This window comes from Alkalibacillus salilacus, assembly GCF_030812915.1.
Classification (GTDB): Bacteria; Bacillota; Bacilli; order Bacillales; family Alkalibacillaceae; genus Alkalibacillus; species Alkalibacillus salilacus.
The window spans coordinates 42309-60323 of sequence record NZ_JAUSTQ010000001.1; the positions used below are offsets into that span (position 1 = coordinate 42309).

Consider the following 18015-nt stretch of genomic DNA (forward strand, 5'->3'; position numbering starts at 1 on the left):
CTTGTTCGACGAGTCTACTTTCTTCTTAACTATCATAAACGTATCTTCATATCCTGACAAGAATTTACCTTGAATTAAGTCTATTCAGAATAATGTTACAATAATAACTTTATTCATTAAAACTGATATTTATCCATATTATTATACTGTAATTGCATGCTAAATAATATTTTAGATTAAATATAACCTTGCTAATAGTTTGAAAATGGTTTATAGTATCTTTGAGAGCTTACCTAAAAATTTATTTAGGTTCGACTCATTAAAAACAATTTTTCAAGGGGGTAACACAAGCATGAAGTCAAACAAAACACTTTGGCTCGTAGCTGCAATGCTAGTTCTTTCACTATTTCTAGCAGCTTGTGCTGGTGGCGGTTCCGACGATGAAGACGGTTCAAGCGACGAAGGCTCAAGCGAAGATTCAAGCAGTGATGAAGGAAGTAGTGACGAAGGAAGCAGTGATGAAGAAGCTTCTGGTTCAGGCGGTAACGACCTAGAAGTTGCAATGGGAGCAGACATTGTATCTTTAGATCCGCACGGTAACAACGACGTTCCATCAAGTAACGTTCGTAGTAATATTTACGAAACACTTGTAACGCAAAATGAAGATATGGAAATTCAGGAAGGTCTTGCAACTGACTGGGAACAAGTGGATGATACAACTTGGTCATTCACATTACGTGAAGGCGTTCAGTTCCATGATGGTACTGAATTTACAGCATCTGCTGTAAAAGCAAACCTTGAGCGTGTACTTGACCCAGCACAGGCGTCTCCACGTACTTTCCTTTATGAAATGATCACGGATGTTTCAGTTGAAGGTGACTATGAAGTACAAATCACAACTGAATATCCATTCGCACCACTACTTGCACACTTAGCTCACGATGCTGGTGGTATGATTAGTGAAGAAGTTATTACAGCTGACTACGAAAATGCTTTATCAGAAGCTGAAGTAGACATGTCAGTAGATGAGTATTACGAGTTACGCGCTGAAGGTGGCGACGAATTCGAAGAGGTTTCAGGAGAAATCACTGAAACTGTAGGTACTCACGTACAAGAAAACCCTTATGGTACTGGTTACTACCAATTTGATTCCCGCTCATCAGGTGAATCAACAACACTTACTCGTTATGAAGATTATTGGGGTGACAACGCAACACTTGATAGTGTAACTTTCAAGGTTGTTCCTGAACCTGGTGCTCGTATGGCTGAGCTAGAGACTGGTGATTCACACGTTGCGGATATCACACCAACACAAAAATCTAGTGTTGAAGAAGCAGAAGGTATTCGTGTAGAACAAGAACCTTCAGTTAGCCTTTCTTATATTGGTTTTAACATGCAAAAAGAACCATTCGATAACAAGAAAGTTCGCCAAGCTATTAACCTAGCGATTAACCAAGAAGAAATTATCGATGGTATTTACCAAGGTAATGGTACAGTAGCAACTGGTCCAATAGCTCCTGGTGTATTCGGTTATGACGATAGTGTTGAAGGTCTTGGACATGAGCCAGACCGTGCACAAGAATTATTAAACGAAGCTGGTTATGAAGATGGTTTCGAAACAACACTATGGACTAACGACAACGAATCCCGTGTTGAAACAGCTGTTTACGTACAGGATAAATTAAGTGAGTATAACATCGATGTAGAAGTTGAAGAATTAGAATGGGGTACTTACTTAGAGCGTACAGCTAACGGTGAACATGACATGTTCGTTCTAGGTTGGTCAACTGTTACTGGTGACCCTGACTATGGTCTATACGCTCTATTCCATTCAAGTGCACAAGGTTCAACAGGTAACCGTTCTTTCGTAGAAAACGAAGAACTTGACCAATTACTTGATGAAGGTCGTCGTGAAACAGACGAAGAAGCACGTAAAGAAATTTACTCAGAAGCACAAGAGCTTCTAGCTGATATTGCACCAATGGTTTACATTCACCACCAAGATCACCTTAAAGGTGCGAGTGAGAACTTAGAGAACTACTCTGTAGATCCATTAGGTATCCATCAGCTTAAGAACGTTGAAATTAACAACTAATTATTAACCAACGTCTTTAAAAAAGGCTGGCATTGCGCCAGCCTTTTTTTATGTTTCAAGGAATATATAAAATGCACCCAAATAAAAAGCACCGATGAGAACTCATTTATTTGAGTTCTCATCGGTGCTTTTATAGTTAGCTTTTATTTCCCTGTTTTACGTTTTTCTTCACGTTCACGTTCGCCTTTATTCAAGATCTTCTTACGTAGGCGAATTGATTCAGGTGTGACTTCGCAATATTCATCATCATCTAAATACTCGATTGCTTCTTCTAACGTTAATTTACGAGTACCTTTTAGTGTGACGGTATTATCTTTCGTTGCTGAACGAACGTTTGTCAGTTCTTTTGCTTTTGTAATATTGACGGTTAAGTCATTATCACGGTTATGCTCACCGACAATCATACCCTCATAGACTTCCGTATTGGGTTCAACAAAAATAGTACCACGGTCTTCTAAGTTCATAATACTATATGGTGTTGCTTTCCCTTTTTCTTGTGAGACAAGTACACCTTGACGACGGCCACCAACTGATCCTTGAACAACAGGCTCATAAGAATCGAAAGAATGGTTTAAGATTCCATAACCACGTGTTTGTGACATGAACTCAGTTGAGTAACCGATTAAACCACGGGATGGTACTTTAAATTCGATTCGTACTTGGCCATTACCTTGGTTAATCATATCGACCATTTCACCTTTACGAGCACCAAGTGATTCCATAACAGGTCCTGTATAATCTTCAGGTACATCGACTTGTACATGCTCATAAGGCTCACATTTCACACCATCAATTTCTTGGATGATGACTTGTGGTTTTGATATTTGTAATTCGTAACCTTCACGGCGCATGTTCTCGATTAGAATCGATAAGTGAAGTTCACCGCGCCCTGATACAATCCAAGCATCTGGCGATTCTGTTTCTTCAACACGTAAACTTACGTCTGTTTCAAGTTGAGTTAATAAACGTTCTTCGATTTTACGGGAGGTAATATGCTTACCTTCTTTACCTGCAAATGGACTATTGTTAGTGACAAACTTCATTTGTAGCGTTGGCTCATCAATACGAAGAATCGGTAATTGATCGTGATGATTCATGTCACAGACTGTTTCACCAACGTTGATATCCTCCAAGCCAGCGATCGCGACAATGTCACCCGCTTCTGCTTCTTCAATTTCAACTCGTTTTAAGCCAATAAAGCCGAATAATTTGTTGATACGTTGGTTTTTCACAGAACCGTCTTTCTTCATGACTGCGACATGATCGCCGACTTTCATGCGTCCACGGTATACGCGACCGACACCAATACGACCAACGAAGTCGTTATAATCAAGCAACGTCACTTGGAACTGTAACGGTTCATCTGCAAGTGGTTTTGGTGCTGGAATATAATCTAAGATCGTCTCGAAAACCGGTTCCATCGTCTCTTGCTGATCATCTGCTTCATAACCAGAAGTTCCTTGTAATGCTGATGCATAAGCAACAGGGAATTCTAATTGCTCATCATCAGCGCCAAGCTCGATAAATAGGTCTAATACTTCATCGACCACTTCCTGAGGGCGGGCATTAGGACGATCAATCTTATTGAGTACGACCATTGGCTTCAAGTTTTGCTCTAATGCTTTTTTGAGGACAAATCGCGTCTGCGGCATGACTCCTTCATAAGCGTCAACAACGAGCATAACCCCGTCTACCATTTTCATAATCCGCTCAACTTCACCGCCGAAGTCAGCGTGACCTGGTGTATCTAAGATATTGACCCGCGTATTACCGTAATTAATCGCGGTATTTTTAGCGAGAATCGTAATTCCACGCTCTTTTTCTAAATCATCCGTATCCATCGCACGGTCATCGACATTTTCATTATCACGAAACGTGCCAGAATAGTGCAACATTTGGTCCACTAATGTTGTCTTCCCGTGGTCGACGTGCGCGATAATCGCGATGTTACGAATATCTTTTTGCTCTTGCATAAAAACGCTCCATTTCTTTTCGATAAATTTCCTGCCTTAGTCATTATATATCAGTTCCCGTGATCTGTATAGCTTTAAACCTGATCAATTGATTAGTTGACTGTCCTTAGTGACTTAGCAAATACTAAAACAAAAACACCGACTACCATCAAACAAACGGAACTAGATAATAAAATCGTATCAATTGTAAGACCGAGTGAAATCAAAAATGATGTTAATAAATACGACACTGGAATTAATCCCATTGATGCGAATGACATGAGACTCATCATCCGTCCAATATACTTCTTTTCAGTATGAGCTTGAATGGCCGATATAATCGGCACATCAATCGTTGAGATTACTAAACCAATTAAACTAATAAACATTAAGCTTAATAGCAAGCTATCTGTTAAACTAAAGGCAACCATGAACAACCCTAACAACATAATACCGGTTAAGGCAACCATACCGCGCTTCTGTCTCACATTTAATACACCTATTAGTAACGCGCCAACAAGTGTACCGACACCAAGCATCCCGCTTAGCAAACTATAAGTAAACTCATCACCATTTAAAATATCACGGGCAAATAAAGGCAACCCTACTTGCATAGGGCCACTTAAAAACAAATTCATCGATACAGATGATAACATCAGTGCGAGCATAAATGGAGACTGTTTTAAATAGGCGAATCCTTCCTTAATATTGTGCCAAACAGACGATGATTCATTCAATTCATCCTGATCATAACTCACATTTTTACGGATGATTAAATCAACAATAGCAGCTAATAGCAACATGGCACTTACAAACGCAAACATCACTTCGTATGAACCAAATCCGATCACAAGCCCTGCCAATAAAGGACCGATTATCGTGGATGCTCGTTGGGTTGTTTGCACAATCGAATTAGCCCTCGTTAATTGATCACGACTAACTAAACTCGGCATTAGAGATGAACTAGACGGCCAAAAAAACGCGTCTAATAATCCGAACACAAACGACAATCCGATAAGAATGCCTATTGAGAATAAATCAACTAACAAAAGAACAATCACAGCAACCAATAACAGTCCTTTAGTTAAATCTGATAACAACATAACCGTCGCTTTATTCACACGATCCGCAATCGCACCACCAATCAACATAAATACTAAACGTGGAACCGAACTAGCAAAAAATACAAGACCAAGTTTCGCCTCTAATTGCAATTCATCAACGACGTACCAATTAACCGTAAATAAATAAAACGATACACTTAATGTCGATGCTAATAATGTTAAGAAAAAATAAATGAACAGCTTATTTCTTATTAATGAAACAGCATTGGTTTCATTCACCATTCTCATCCCCTTATTCTTCGCCTAAAAACAATTGATTCAATGCCTCAATCACCTGTTTTAACTCTGCCTGGTTCAATGTATAATAGACTTTATTTTCATCACGATCTGATTTCACAAATCCTTGGTTGAGTAATAACGCTAAGTGATGCGAGACCGTTGAATTCGATACACCAAGTGCTTGTGCAATTTCATAACCATAATGAGGCCGCTTCTTCAATAGCCTAAGCATCTGAAAACGTCTTTCATCCGTTAAGAGCTTTAATAATTCTAATACTTCCTTGTCGTTATGAAATTTACGAATCATTTGATATCGTGCCATGCCAACAGTTAGTAATATGACACCATCACCTTCCATAACGCTAAAACCTAAATTAGAACTATAGGATGGCATGGCGATTAATTGTTTGGGGTCACCTGTATTAACAACATATTGTTCGGCTAGATCCATCGCAAACTGTTGGTACTCTTCTGACTGAAACGTTTCCTCTGCTTCATGGCCTAAGGTTTCAATCATGCTTTGGTGCTCTTCGTAATATGACCACATATTATTCAGCAGCGATACTAAACGTTGTTTCAATTCTTCTGGATTACTCACAAAATAGAGTAACTTCCACTTTTCCTGTTCAGGCACTGCAAGTGATTGAATCCGTTTCTCGACTGATTGTTTTTCGACCTTTTCATCAATAAAACCTGTGGTAGTGACCACTTGTTGTATGACATTGTCGTTAAGACTTTCCACTCCTTTCGTCAAACCAGCCAACGACTCAAGGGCACCTTGTTTATATAACGTCGGCACTAAAGATAAAGCCATCATACTATCTGCTTGAAAGAATACCTTCAATTCATCCATTAGTGATGAAGGCAATGAGGCTTGAATGTCTCGTAACCACTTTTCTACCTCGTTATTTTGAATAATCGATTGTAACCGGTCATCCATTTCTTCATTCCCGGAATTTGCCAACCTATATAAAAACATCAAATAATCATTCATCGTTAAGAATGTAACTGTATATTTCATATTTATCGAATCTCCTTTTTGAATTTAATCGAATGTTTATTTGCACTGTATAACAATACCATATATATGTCAAATGTTATATTTGATGAACATCAAATGACGAAACGTAAAAAACACTCCTTAGTTTTTAAGGAGTGCTCGTTTCGTTCATCTCGTCTAATAATGGATAAACTGCCTCTACGCCTTCTTCAGCAATGTGACAGGCGATCCCGATTGGGGTTTCCCAAAAATGGTCGGGAATCACAGGGTTTTTGAGTCCAGCTGGCTGATAGAGTGATTTATAAATCCGATCGAGATGATCTCGAGTTGTCTGTCGATCTAGCTCTTTTTCGCCTCTTGCGATTAAGAACATATAGCGCATCGATTGGAAAATATTATCCCCTGGCATGAAAGTGAAATTTTTAAATAAATACAATTGTTTTTCTGCCTGTTCTGAAATAGCTTGGTTAATGGCCAAATCATCCAAACGTTCATACAATTGATTGTATAATAATTTAAAGACACGTCGCTTCTCTTGTTGCATGACATCATCGGTGTACACGGTTTTCAATAAATCATACGCTTGTTCGCGTGTCCAACTCATGTAACTCTCCCTTTCTTAATTCAATGGTTCGTCGGAATAAGCGACTTCGCCATCTTTCAAACCGACATGCAAATCTTTATCGTTAAAAAACCAAACATCTTTTTGATCAATTTGAAAAGAAATGCCTTGTTTCTCCGTCGTGACCTGTGGTTCGTTAGCACTGCCAATGGCCATACCGATCGAAAGGCCTGACTGAAACGCACTGTCGCCTCCGTATTTTGGATAAAATTGAATCGCATCGCCTTCTTCTAAATCCATCTCATCTTTGAACCAGTTAACCGCTTCATCTGTTATGTTAATATTCATGCTAAAACCCCCTTCTAGTCTCTTACTGTTAGTGTACCGAAAACACGCTTAAACAACAAATTATTCCACTTTAACCATTGCAAATTTGTTTCGGGTATCGTAAAATTTCATGAACGCCTTAACGCGCTAAAAGATTGAATGAGGTGACAACATGACTGAGGAACGGATCGGAATTCTATATGCAACGTTCGCTTATTTATTGTGGGGACTACTTCCTCTTTATTGGAAATTAATCGAAAACGTCCCAGCGTGGGAGATTCTAGCGCACCGAATTTTCTGGTCGCTCGTTTTTATGATTGTATTTATTTTAGTGATCCGGCGTTGGCACTTACTCGTAGCTGAAGTAAAATCTTTATTTACTAACGCTAAAACTGCACTTGGGATTAGTGCGGCAGGCATCGTGATTAGTTTAAATTGGGTGATTTACATATGGGCTGTCAACTCTGATCACGTGCTCGATGCAAGTCTTGGTTACTATATTAACCCATTAATCAGTATTTTATTTGGCCTTATCTTCTTAAAAGAACGGTTTAGTTCGATCCAATGGGTAGCGATTGCCCTTGCGTTTATTGGCGTTAGCTACATGACGATTAATTTAGGGTCTTTTCCATGGGCTGCTTTAGCACTCGCTATGACATTTGGTATTTATGGATTGTTGAAGAAAGTCGTTCAATTGAATGCCATTTTCGGCTTGGCTATTGAAACAATGGTTGTGGCACCTATTGCGTTTATTTATATTACAGGATTAGAGTTCTCCGGCGGGGGTGCTTTAGGTACTTCATGGGGAGCGACGCTAATTTTGATTGGAGCAGGTATAGCGACTGCGATCCCTCTTTTACTATTCGCTCAAGGGGCTAAACGAATACCATTATCGTTAATTGGATTCCTGCAATACCTCGCCCCAACACTTATGTTATTGATCGGCGTCTTCTTATACAATGAACCATTCACATCCGTCCATGCCGTGACGTTTATATTGATTTGGCTCGGGCTTATTTTATACACATACGAACGCGTGAAACATTTACGACAAGCCGGATAATGGACGTAGTTGAATTAAAAATTTATATGTAGAAAGGCGAAGATACGTCGAATCCTCTCCCTCGACGTCCTTCGCCTTTTTAAATTGAGATTAACCTACCATTTGTCGGCATGCTTGAGCACATTCACGACAGATTTGCGCACATTCTTGACAATGATCATCTTGCATCTTCTCACACTCAACAGCACATTGTTCACACACTTGCGCACACACGCCGCAAAGCGTAACTGAAAATGAACTATTCCGTGCCATATACTCTGTAGCTTGACCACAAATATCCGCACAATCATGCAACGTCTGAATACAATTGATCCGTGCTTGAACGTCTGGCTCTTGCAAGCAAGCAGTCAAGCACTCCTCACAAGCTCTCAAACACTTCTGACACGCTTCAATACACGCATCCATATTCGTTGGTGATGTTGATAATACACCCATTAAAAACACTCCTCTCTATTATCGTCCTTTATCATGCCCGCTTAGTTTTGTTTTATGAATTAAGGCTACTCACTACATTTGAAATAATCACGCTCATTTATTTCAAAAGTTCATTAATTTATTTAATAACTCAATTATTAAGCTCAAAAATTACTGTTGTGTCCCGTTTGTAAAATTTCTACCCAAATAATAGAAAGCGCTTTCATATTTTGTGTTATAATTTTATCAAAGGGATTAAGGGGGAGCTTGTTCATGACAAATCGATTTGAAACAGATGTGATTCATCATGCGTATGACTCAAAGGACCATTTCGACAGTTTAGCGACACCCATCTACCAAACATCAACGTATACGTTCGCGAATGCTGAACAAGGGGAAGCACGTTTTGCAGGAGAAGATAACGGCTTTATTTATTCGCGCCTTGGCAATCCAACCGTTAGACACCTAGAAGAGCGGATTGCTAAGTTAGAAAATGCTGAAGCTGGGCTTGCCTTTGCATCGGGTATGGCCGCTGTCTCAGCCACACTAATTGCCTTAACGAAAGCAAACGACCATATTTTATGCTCACGCGGCATCTATGGCTGTACATTCGGATTACTCGATATCATGCGTGATAAATATAATATTCAGTCAGATTTTAGCTTTATGGAATCCGAAAACGTCATCCGCCAGATGATCCAAGACAATACAGCAGTGATTTATATCGAAACACCGATTAACCCGACCATGAAAATGATTGATCTTGAGATGGTTGCGCGTGTTGCTAAAGAATATGACATTCCCGTTGTCGTCGATAACACGTTCTCATCACCGTATTTACAACGTCCAATTGATTTAGGCTGTGATATTGTCCTACACAGCGCAACTAAATATATCGGCGGACACGGCGATGTCGTCGGTGGATTGCTAGTCGGTAAAGAAGACTTAATTTCTGAAGTTGCGATGACCACTCAAAAAGATATTGGTGGGATTATGGCACCATTTGATGCGTGGTTACTATTACGAGGTTTAAAAACATTACCATTACGAATGGACCGTCATTCCGACAACGCCGAAAAAATCGTCGATAAATTAAAAACACATCCGAAAATTAAAAGTGTCTATTATCCATTTGATCCTGACCATGAACACTATCACATCGCTCAAAAACAAATGAAGCTAGGCGCTGGCGTGATTTCATTTGAATTAGAAGGCGGTAAAGCTGAAGCGCAAGCCTTTTTAAACAAACTATCGTTTATTAAACTCGCTGTTAGTTTAGGCGATGCGGAATCACTGATTCAACATCCAGCGACAATGACTCATTCAGTTGTTCCTGAAGAAAGCCGAGAACACATGGGCATCACGGACTCACTAATTCGAATGTCCTGCGGCTTAGAAGCATGGGAAGATATTTGGGAAGACTTGAATCAGGCGTTAGAACAAGTGTGAATCAAATAATAGAAACACTAGATTCATAGCCTTATAACAAGGATTTAAGCATAAAAAATAATCCCTCACATGCGTTTGACTGGCGCTGAGAGATTATTTTTGCCTTAAGCTGCCTACTAGCCCCTCTTGATGGGGTTCGGTCTATTTAGGCCGCTCCATGTAACAGCATGGGCGGTCTTTAATATTGTATGGTTTATCATGTGTCTATATTAATCATACAACGCAATCAATATTTGTACACTTTTTTACCTTTTCGTTTCTTTAATCACTCAATCTTCAACATTTATATAAATATCCAATACGTTTATCGACTTTTCAATTAGTCAACTAAAACATAAATACTCACGAACAAGATAAATCCAGATACAAGAAAGATGAAAATGGCCGTTGTCTTTTGATTCTGTTGAAATATTTTTAGTCCTAAACCAAAAAACATAACCCCAGAAAGTAGTTGGATGTAAGGTTGAAGCCCATGTTCACCCGTTGATAACCCATAAATTGATCCAGAAATGACAGTAATAGCCAATACAGTTATTATGATATTTAAAATCAAATGACTCACCTCGCGATTCAATAAATTATAGCTATTCTCACCCATCATATTTCAATTGAGTACCTATAATTATGAAAAAATGAGGGTTGTCGCTATTCCAAACATGACTGCACTTACCGTTATAATGAATATTTGTATGTAAACAAACGTTTTTACCATGTTATAACGCATTGCGCTCGCCATATTTCTGGCCACTTTTAAGTTAAATGGCAAGAAGTATAAGGAAAACAGAAATCCTCCCGAAAGTGACACACTAAGATAAATTAGCGAAGAGTTAGTCGTTAAATTTTCCACTGCTCCCCCAATGATAAAGATAGGAATACCAGCCCAGATAAAAAAGGTGGGTATTAACAAAACCAATGCTATGATTACTAACATAAAATTCTTTTTGAGAGATTTTAAATACATGTGAAAATAATCTTTCATCGTTGAAACCCCTTAAAATTTAATTACTTCTATTCTCATTTCGATGATGACATAGCATTTTCCTTTTAAAGCAAAGTTACAACCATAAAAAACAGCGCACTAAATGTTATATAATTTAGTACGCTGCTTATAAAATTCATCCTAACCCCACTGTAAGTGAACACAATTACACCATTCATCCACTATTTTATTACCTATCCTAGAATTTTAGAAACATAATTTTGAGTCTCCGCAAATGGCGGCACACCACCGTGTTGATCAACATTACCAGGGCCAGCATTATAAGCTGCTAAGGCGTTTTCTAAATTCCCGTCATAACGATTGAGCATGTCACTCAAATAACGCGCGCCACCTTCAATATTTTGCTGCGGATCGAACGGGTTCGTCACCCCTAAGGCTTCAGCCGTTTGTGGCATTAATTGCATGAGTCCTTGAGCACCTGCATCACTGATGGCTTGCGGGTTAAAACCAGATTCTGCATTGATCACAGATTTAAGTAAGTCCTGATCCAAATTAAAACGCTCAGCAACGCTTTGAATCATGTCGTCGAACTGTGATGGTTCAACATCACTTGTATCAACTGATAGATCCTCTTCACCAGCTTGTGCTAAGGCTTGTTTAATTTGATTCGTTTGGGATGAAAACATATCAGTCATCATGCCTTGATTACTAGAACTAACCGGCATCATACTAGCCATCGAACCACTGCCAGACATAGCATTCGGCATCATCATATTAGCCATAGACCCTAGACCACTAGATGATGAGGCAGAACCACCCATCGGCATGAGCGCGTCAGCCATTGATCCACTACTCGACCCACTACCACTCGCCAGACTAGGCATCATATTGGCAGTTAATAGCTGCTGAAACGAATCACCACTCATGCCTTGATTCGATAGATTATTTTGTTGGTTTGCTTGAAACGGGCTATTTTGCATGGCGCGTTGATAGCCTAATACCGCTTCAAACATCCGCGAATCGACCATATTGGTCACTCCTCTTACTTTGTCGACAAATCTCTAACTCTATTATAGCATAGATTTGATTTTTTTCAGCACTAGAATCGTTTCATCGATCTCTTCTTCGCTTACATCGTAATGGGTCACAAAACGGACGAGTGTTGGACCGAACTGAACGGCTTGAATACCATCATCAGCAAGTCTCGTCATCATATCGGCACCACTTATCCCAGCTGAGGCTACGTCCATAATCACGATATTGGTTTCAACTGGATAAGCCAATTCAAACCCCGCTTCTTCGATTCCGTTCGCTAGTTTCGTAGCGTGTTTGTGATCTTCATCTAATCGTTTCGACATTTCCGTAAGAGCAATCATAGCTGGGGCTGCAATCACGCCGACTTGACGCAAGCCACCACCTAAGCGTTTCCGCCATTTCCGTGCTTGTTTGATAAATTGATGAGAACCCGCGATGATCGACCCAACTGGTGCACCAAGCCCTTTTGATAAACAGATTTGTACCGTGTCGGCTTGATTAGCGTATGTTTTTGCTGAAATACCAGTTGCTGCTTGGGCATTAAATAACCGCGCGCCGTCTAAGTGAACCGGAATATTGTTCGCTTGAGCCATCTGATAGGTCACTTCCATCGTCTCTAACGGCAACACCGCGCCACCTGCTCTGTTATGCGTGTTTTCGAGTAAAATAAGTCCCGTCTCAGGCAAATGAACATCTTCAGGCCGAATGGCTGCTTCTAGATCTGCTGGTGCCATCACACCTCGCGTTCCTTTAATCGTCCGTGGCTGCACACCCGCAAAAGCAGAAATCGCAGCGCCTTCGTAATAAAATACATGCGCTTCTTCTTCAAGCAAGATTTCTTGCCCAGGTTGTGTGTGCGTTAAGACCGCAATCTGATTACCTTGCACACCACTGGTCACGAATAATGCTGCTTCTTTGCCTAGCATGTCTGCAGCTTTTTCTTCTAGTTTCGTGACAGTAGGATCTTCCTCATACACATCGTCCCCTACTTTGGCATGAAAACTCGCTTCTCGCATCGCCTGCGTTGGTTTTGTTACTGTATCGCTTCGTAAATCAATCATGACCTCATCTCTCCTTTATTTGTTATTTAACGATTAAATGAATTGTTTTTATCTACTCGTTTTTCCACTCGTTCACCCGTTGTCGTGTACATCGAACGACCTAAATATAATGGAATCTCTAATTGAGCATCATCTGGCAGTCCATTTGCTAAAAATAAGTCGTCATCACGATAAAATTGTGTTATATCCCCGACAAACCAGTCATGATCACCATATGTATTCACATCAATTACTTGGCACTCGTAAGCCACATATGCATCGTGTAAAATCGGAGCATTAATTGTCTGGCCTCGATCGAATCCCATGCCACCCACTTCAAATTTATTCACATCACTCCCGCTAAAACTACCTGATTGTTGAATGAATTCTGCTCGGTCCATTGGTAAAAAATGAACCGCGAATTCACCTGACTGTTTAATCAACTCATATGTATAACGCTCACGGCCAATCGCCACGCCATAAATCGGCGGATCAAATGAAATATACGAATGCCACCCAGCAGCCATGACATTGTCTTGACCCTTATATGTTGCCGTGACAATCGCGACCATGCCCGGATAACTATGCATGACCGTTTTATCTGTTGGTTGTCTCATCAGTTGCCTCCTACTTTAGTATTTCACTCTATTTTAACAGAAAATTCGCTCACCTGAACGGCATTTATGATATATTGAACAAAGGAGGGATGAACATGTATAAACCGACAGAAGCATTTGCACAAGAGCTCGATGCAAACGACCCATTCAATCAATATAAACAAGAATTTTATATAAGTGAAGACCATATTTATTTAGATGGCAATTCGCTCGGCCTCATGTCAAAACGAGCGGAAGAATCATTACAACAAGTAATGGATACTTGGAAAGAAGAAGCGATTGGTGGTTGGATGAACAGTGAACATCCGTGGTTCTATTTATCAGAGAGCTTAGGTGAGCGTGTGGCTCCCTTAGTAGGTGGCAAGCCAGAAGAAGTGGTCGTCACAGGTTCAACAACGACTAATCTTCACCAACTTGTAAGTACCTTTTATCAACCAGAGGGTAACCGCACGAAAATTTTAGCTGATGAACTTAATTTCCCATCAGATATTTATGCTTTGCAAAGCCAACTCAACTTGCACGGCTATGACCCTGATGAGCATTTAATTCAAGTAGGCAGTCGTGATGGCCGGACGATTGATGAAAACGATATTATTCAAGCGATGACAGAGGATGTTGCCTTAATCGTGCTCCCGACTGTTTTATATCGTAGTGGGCAGCTATTAAATATCCGTAAACTAACAGAAGCCGCCCATGAGAGAGGCATTCTGATTGGATTCGACGGCTGTCATTCAGTTGGCGCAATCCCACATAATTTCCATGAAGACGGTGTTGATTTTGCCTATTGGTGCCATTATAAATATGTGAATAGCGGGCCAGGTGGTGTCGCTGGATTATTTATTCATGAAAACCATTTCGACCGCACGCCTGGATTAACAGGTTGGTTCGGTTCAGATAAAGATAAGCAATTCGATATGGAACACACTTTTACAAAGGCTCAAGACGCTGGAGCTTTTCAGATCGGCACGCCTCATGTATTTAGCGCTGCACCGTTAATCGGGTCATTAGCTTTGTTTGAGGAAGTCGGAATTGATGCCGTGCGTGAAAAATCTCTACAAGCAACAGCTTATTTTATGTACTTAGTTGAACACGAATTAAGTGACTTCGGTTTCACAATCGGTAATCCACGAGAAGCCACGCGTCGTGGCGGCCATATTTGCTTAGAACATGACGCTGCTGCGAGTATTTGTAAAGCACTAAAAGAGCGTGATATCACGCCTGACTTCCGCGCTCCTAATGTGATTCGTTTGGCACCTGTTGCTTTTTACGTGTCTTATCATGACATTTACCGAGCAGTCCAGATTTTAAAAGATATTATGACGAACGAAACGTATAAACAATACCAAAATGAACGCGACGTCATTGCTTAAGGAGAGTGACCAAAATGATCGATATTTCCAGAACATTAAATGCAGACACACCAACTTGGCCTGAAGATGAGCCCTTTTCTTATGATTTAACCGCTTCAAAAGCGGAGACAGGCTCCGTTAATATTGGCCAATTCACAACAAGTTGCCACACCGCAACTCATATTGATGCGCCTTTTCATTTTAATGATAGTGGCTTGACCGTGGATCAACTACCAATAGATTTGTACATGGGCCCTGTCTTAATTATTGATCTCACAACAAAACAACGGATCACCCCTGAGGATTTAAACTTTATCAATTTATCCGATGTACGACGCGTGATTTTAAAGACCGATGCTTGGCCAAATGGCGACCCGTTTCCAACCGAAATTCCTGAGCTTGATTCAAGGCTTGGAGCGTTTTTCCACGAACATGGTATCGAGCTTGTCGGCGTCGACTTACCGTCTGTCGACCCATTAGACAGCAAGTCACTCGACACACACCACGCCTTTGAGGAAAACGACATTCATATTCTAGAAGGCGTCGCACTAGATGGTGTTGAAGCTGGTCACTACTATTTATCAGCCTTGCCCCTCAAACTAGAAGGCGCAGATGGTTCACCCGTGCGCGCAGTCTTGCAATCTATTTAAAAAATCCCCACCTCGGTGGGGATTTCGCTGTATCAAGACGTATTTTCGCCGTATAATTCAGGAAAATCGCTGTATATTAACACATTTTCGCTGTATCAGCATCCTTTTTCGCCGTATCAGAGCGCTTTTTCGCTGTATGAGCACTCTTTTTCGCTGTATCAGGTACTATCTCCTCCACATTTCAGCTTTAATTTCGTTCAAAACTTCATCTTAGATTATTTCCTCATCAATAAATAGATAAAATAAGGTGCACCAATTAACGCGACCACGATTCCAGCTGGTAGATTGCCGACTGATAGTAAATTCATACCGATTAAATCAGCGACAAGCAATAACCAACCTCCGATCAGAAGACAAATTGGTAGGTATAATTGTGTCCGCGGTCCAATCAATTGTTTCGCAATATGCGGGGCGAGTAAGCCAATAAATGAAATACCTCCAGTTACAGATACTGCAGAGGCAGCTAGGGCAACAGCGATAATCAGTAATACCACGCGGACTTTTTCAATTCTGAGTCCTATACCGACTGCGGCTTGTTGTTGCAGGCTTAACATATTCATCTGATTAGCCATGGCAAACACAACTGGCACGAGCAACAACAGCCACGGTGATAAGATCCAGACGAATGACCAATCTGTGCCCCAGATGTCACCAGCCATCCACTGGACAATAAAATCGACCTTTTCCCGCTCAGCTGAACTAATTAACACCACCATTAATCCAGAGAAGGCCATCGAAAAACCGACACCTGTAAGCACCAGTCTAACAGGTTCAACGCCAGACTGTTTCCGGTAAGAGAACAAATAAATCATAGATGCTGTCAGAAACGCGCCTAAAAACGCCACGAACGGTAGCATAAACGCAAATGAACCAGCTGCTATCGGGAAAAACAAGAAGTAGATCGCTACAGCGACACCCGCTCCAGAATTAATTCCAATAATCCCTGGGTCTGCTAAATCATTCTTCGTCATCGCTTGTAAAATCGCTCCTGATAGCGCTAGAGCCATACCAGCTAATAGCGTCACAAGCATACGTGGTATACGGATTGACCACAGAACAAATTCTTCTTCAAATGTTCCATTACCGAATAGAGTCGCGATCATGCGATCAAACGCTAGTGTTGAATCACCTATTTGCAAACCAACCATCATCGTTAACAATAATAAAATAGTGAACGCCAGAACCAATAACCGTTGTTTTCGAATCACACTTGGATGAATCATGAGAACGATCGCCCTCCTTTATTCAGGACATAAAGGAAAAACGGGAGCCCAACAACAGACACAATCGCAGCCAGCGGGGTTTCATAAGGGGCATTAATCGTACGTGCAATCGTATCAGCCGCTAGCATAAAGATACCCCCAACCGTTGCACTCATTGGGAGGATAAAACGATAATCCTTTCCGACAATGGGGCGAACCATATGAGGCACCATCAAGCCGACAAACGCTAAATTTCCGACTAATGACACAGCGCCACCCGCTAATAGAATTATCACAATAAACAATAATGTTTTCGTTCGAGCTACATTTTGCCCAAGGCCAACAGACATTTCTTCATTCAAGCTCATGACCGTTAATTGTCTTGATAATGATAGGGCAATTAAAATCCCTACGACAATAATAGGTGTTAAAACAGCTAATTGCCCCCAGGATGTTCCCATCACAGCACCTGCCGTCCACATCGAGACATCTTTAGAAATTTGAAATAAAATCCCCGTTCCTTCTGCCACTGCATAGAGAAAGGCAGACACCGCAGCGCCAGCTAAAATAATACGAAAAGTATTAAAGCCACGTGGATTCAATGCACTAATACCAAAAACAAGCGCCGCCCCTACTGCTGCACCGATAAAACAAGCAATCATAATCCCGAAATAATTCATATTCGGAATAAAGGCGATCGCCACAGCCAAAGCTGCATTAGCTCCTGCTGTTAAGCCAAGTAGTCCTGGGTCTGCTAGTGGGTTACGCGTCATCCCCTGCATAATAGCACCCGCAACAGATAAGGCCATGCCTACTAATAAGGCTCCGAGTTCTCTTGGCAAGCGAATTTCACGTAAAATTAACACATCGCCAGTTGGATTCGATTGGGTAATAGATAGCCAGACATCATACACTGTCGTATCAATCGCTCCAAAAGCCATTGACACTCCGATCATGACGATTAATAGAATAATAGAGCTTATAAATATGTAAGAAAAACGCGTTTTCATAACGATCAACCTTTATCTCATGAATAA

General features: G+C 40.7%; 18 protein-coding genes. 5 read left to right on the forward strand and 13 right to left on the reverse strand.

The features are described 5' to 3' along the window. The first annotated feature begins 292 nt into the window (after positions 1 to 292). Positions 293 to 2035 carry a glutathione ABC transporter substrate-binding protein gene (locus J2S77_RS00205; RefSeq protein WP_306973531.1) on the forward strand — a complete coding sequence of 581 codons (1743 nt, stop codon included), beginning with the start codon at positions 293 to 295 and terminating at the stop codon, positions 2033 to 2035. A 143-nt stretch (positions 2036 to 2178) separates the two neighbouring features. Here J2S77_RS00205 and typA read toward each other — a convergent pair whose 3' ends face one another. The 5 genes from typA to J2S77_RS00230 all read right to left on the reverse strand — a co-directional run bounded on the left by typA (position 2179) and on the right by J2S77_RS00230 (position 7240). After that, complete coding sequence (gene typA / locus J2S77_RS00210) at positions 2179 to 4008, reverse strand: translational GTPase TypA (RefSeq protein ID WP_306973533.1); 1830 nt, start codon at positions 4006 to 4008, stop codon at positions 2179 to 2181. 92 nt (positions 4009 to 4100) lie between these two features. Continuing rightward, positions 4101 to 5333, reverse strand: a complete 1233-nt coding sequence (locus tag J2S77_RS00215; protein WP_306973534.1) for an MFS transporter — start codon at positions 5331 to 5333, stop codon at positions 4101 to 4103. Between the two features lie 10 nt (positions 5334 to 5343). Next, positions 5344 to 6351 (reverse strand): ArsR/SmtB family transcription factor, encoded by a 1008-nt coding sequence (locus J2S77_RS00220; protein ID WP_306973536.1) that lies wholly within the window; start codon positions 6349 to 6351, stop codon positions 5344 to 5346. Between the two features lie 127 nt (positions 6352 to 6478). Continuing rightward, positions 6479 to 6934: a hypothetical protein gene (locus tag J2S77_RS00225; protein WP_306973538.1), complete on the reverse strand. Its 456-nt coding sequence runs from the start codon at positions 6932 to 6934 to the stop codon at positions 6479 to 6481. A gap of 15 nt (positions 6935 to 6949) precedes the next feature. Then, a complete protein-coding gene (locus tag J2S77_RS00230) occupies positions 6950 to 7240 on the reverse strand; it encodes a HesB/YadR/YfhF family protein (protein ID WP_306973540.1) in 291 nt (96 codons plus the stop codon). Between the two features lie 151 nt (positions 7241 to 7391). Between J2S77_RS00230 and rarD the strand changes: the two genes are divergently transcribed. Beyond that, positions 7392 to 8282 (forward strand): EamA family transporter RarD, encoded by an 891-nt coding sequence (gene rarD, locus J2S77_RS00235; protein ID WP_306973542.1) that lies wholly within the window; start codon positions 7392 to 7394, stop codon positions 8280 to 8282. A 90-nt stretch (positions 8283 to 8372) separates the two neighbouring features. On the opposite strand, the gene J2S77_RS00240 is transcribed toward rarD, so the two are convergent. Continuing rightward, positions 8373 to 8717: a four-helix bundle copper-binding protein gene (locus tag J2S77_RS00240; protein ID WP_306973544.1), complete on the reverse strand. Its 345-nt coding sequence runs from the start codon at positions 8715 to 8717 to the stop codon at positions 8373 to 8375. Between the two features lie 252 nt (positions 8718 to 8969). On the opposite strand from J2S77_RS00240, the gene megL reads away from it, so the two are divergent. Then, on the forward strand, positions 8970 to 10145 hold the full coding sequence (megL, locus tag J2S77_RS00245; RefSeq protein WP_306973547.1) for a methionine gamma-lyase: 1176 nt from the start codon (positions 8970 to 8972) through the stop codon (positions 10143 to 10145). 319 nt (positions 10146 to 10464) lie between these two features. Here megL and J2S77_RS00250 read toward each other — a convergent pair whose 3' ends face one another. The 5 genes from J2S77_RS00250 to J2S77_RS00270 form a co-directional block, all read right to left on the reverse strand. Continuing rightward, positions 10465 to 10698 (reverse strand): DUF3953 domain-containing protein, encoded by a 234-nt coding sequence (locus J2S77_RS00250; RefSeq protein WP_306973549.1) that lies wholly within the window; start codon positions 10696 to 10698, stop codon positions 10465 to 10467. A gap of 69 nt (positions 10699 to 10767) precedes the next feature. Next, positions 10768 to 11124: a hypothetical protein gene (locus J2S77_RS00255; protein ID WP_306973550.1), complete on the reverse strand. Its 357-nt coding sequence runs from the start codon at positions 11122 to 11124 to the stop codon at positions 10768 to 10770. Positions 11125 to 11318: 194 nt separating this feature from the next. Further along, on the reverse strand, positions 11319 to 12113 hold the full coding sequence (locus J2S77_RS00260; protein WP_306973552.1) for a lytic transglycosylase domain-containing protein: 795 nt from the start codon (positions 12111 to 12113) through the stop codon (positions 11319 to 11321). Between the two features lie 42 nt (positions 12114 to 12155). Then, a complete protein-coding gene (locus J2S77_RS00265) occupies positions 12156 to 13181 on the reverse strand; it encodes a threonine aldolase family protein (protein ID WP_306973554.1) in 1026 nt (341 codons plus the stop codon). A gap of 26 nt (positions 13182 to 13207) precedes the next feature. Beyond that, positions 13208 to 13777 carry a flavin reductase family protein gene (locus J2S77_RS00270; protein WP_306973556.1) on the reverse strand — a complete coding sequence of 190 codons (570 nt, stop codon included), beginning with the start codon at positions 13775 to 13777 and terminating at the stop codon, positions 13208 to 13210. A 95-nt stretch (positions 13778 to 13872) separates the two neighbouring features. Between J2S77_RS00270 and kynU the strand changes: the two genes are divergently transcribed. Together kynU and kynB are read left to right on the forward strand one after the other, a co-directional pair. Next, on the forward strand, positions 13873 to 15147 hold the full coding sequence (gene kynU / locus J2S77_RS00275; RefSeq protein WP_370871753.1) for a kynureninase: 1275 nt from the start codon (positions 13873 to 13875) through the stop codon (positions 15145 to 15147). Between the two features lie 14 nt (positions 15148 to 15161). Then, positions 15162 to 15776, forward strand: a complete 615-nt coding sequence (kynB, locus tag J2S77_RS00280; protein WP_306973561.1) for an arylformamidase — start codon at positions 15162 to 15164, stop codon at positions 15774 to 15776. Positions 15777 to 15991: 215 nt separating this feature from the next. On the opposite strand, the gene J2S77_RS00285 is transcribed toward kynB, so the two are convergent. Next, positions 15992 to 16999: a FecCD family ABC transporter permease gene (locus J2S77_RS00285; protein WP_306973562.1), complete on the reverse strand. Its 1008-nt coding sequence runs from the start codon at positions 16997 to 16999 to the stop codon at positions 15992 to 15994. Continuing rightward, positions 16996 to 17988, reverse strand: a complete 993-nt coding sequence (locus J2S77_RS00290; RefSeq protein WP_306973565.1) for a FecCD family ABC transporter permease — start codon at positions 17986 to 17988, stop codon at positions 16996 to 16998. The genes J2S77_RS00285 and J2S77_RS00290 overlap by 4 nt, the downstream gene beginning before the upstream one ends. Positions 17989 to 18015 lie beyond the last annotated feature (27 nt).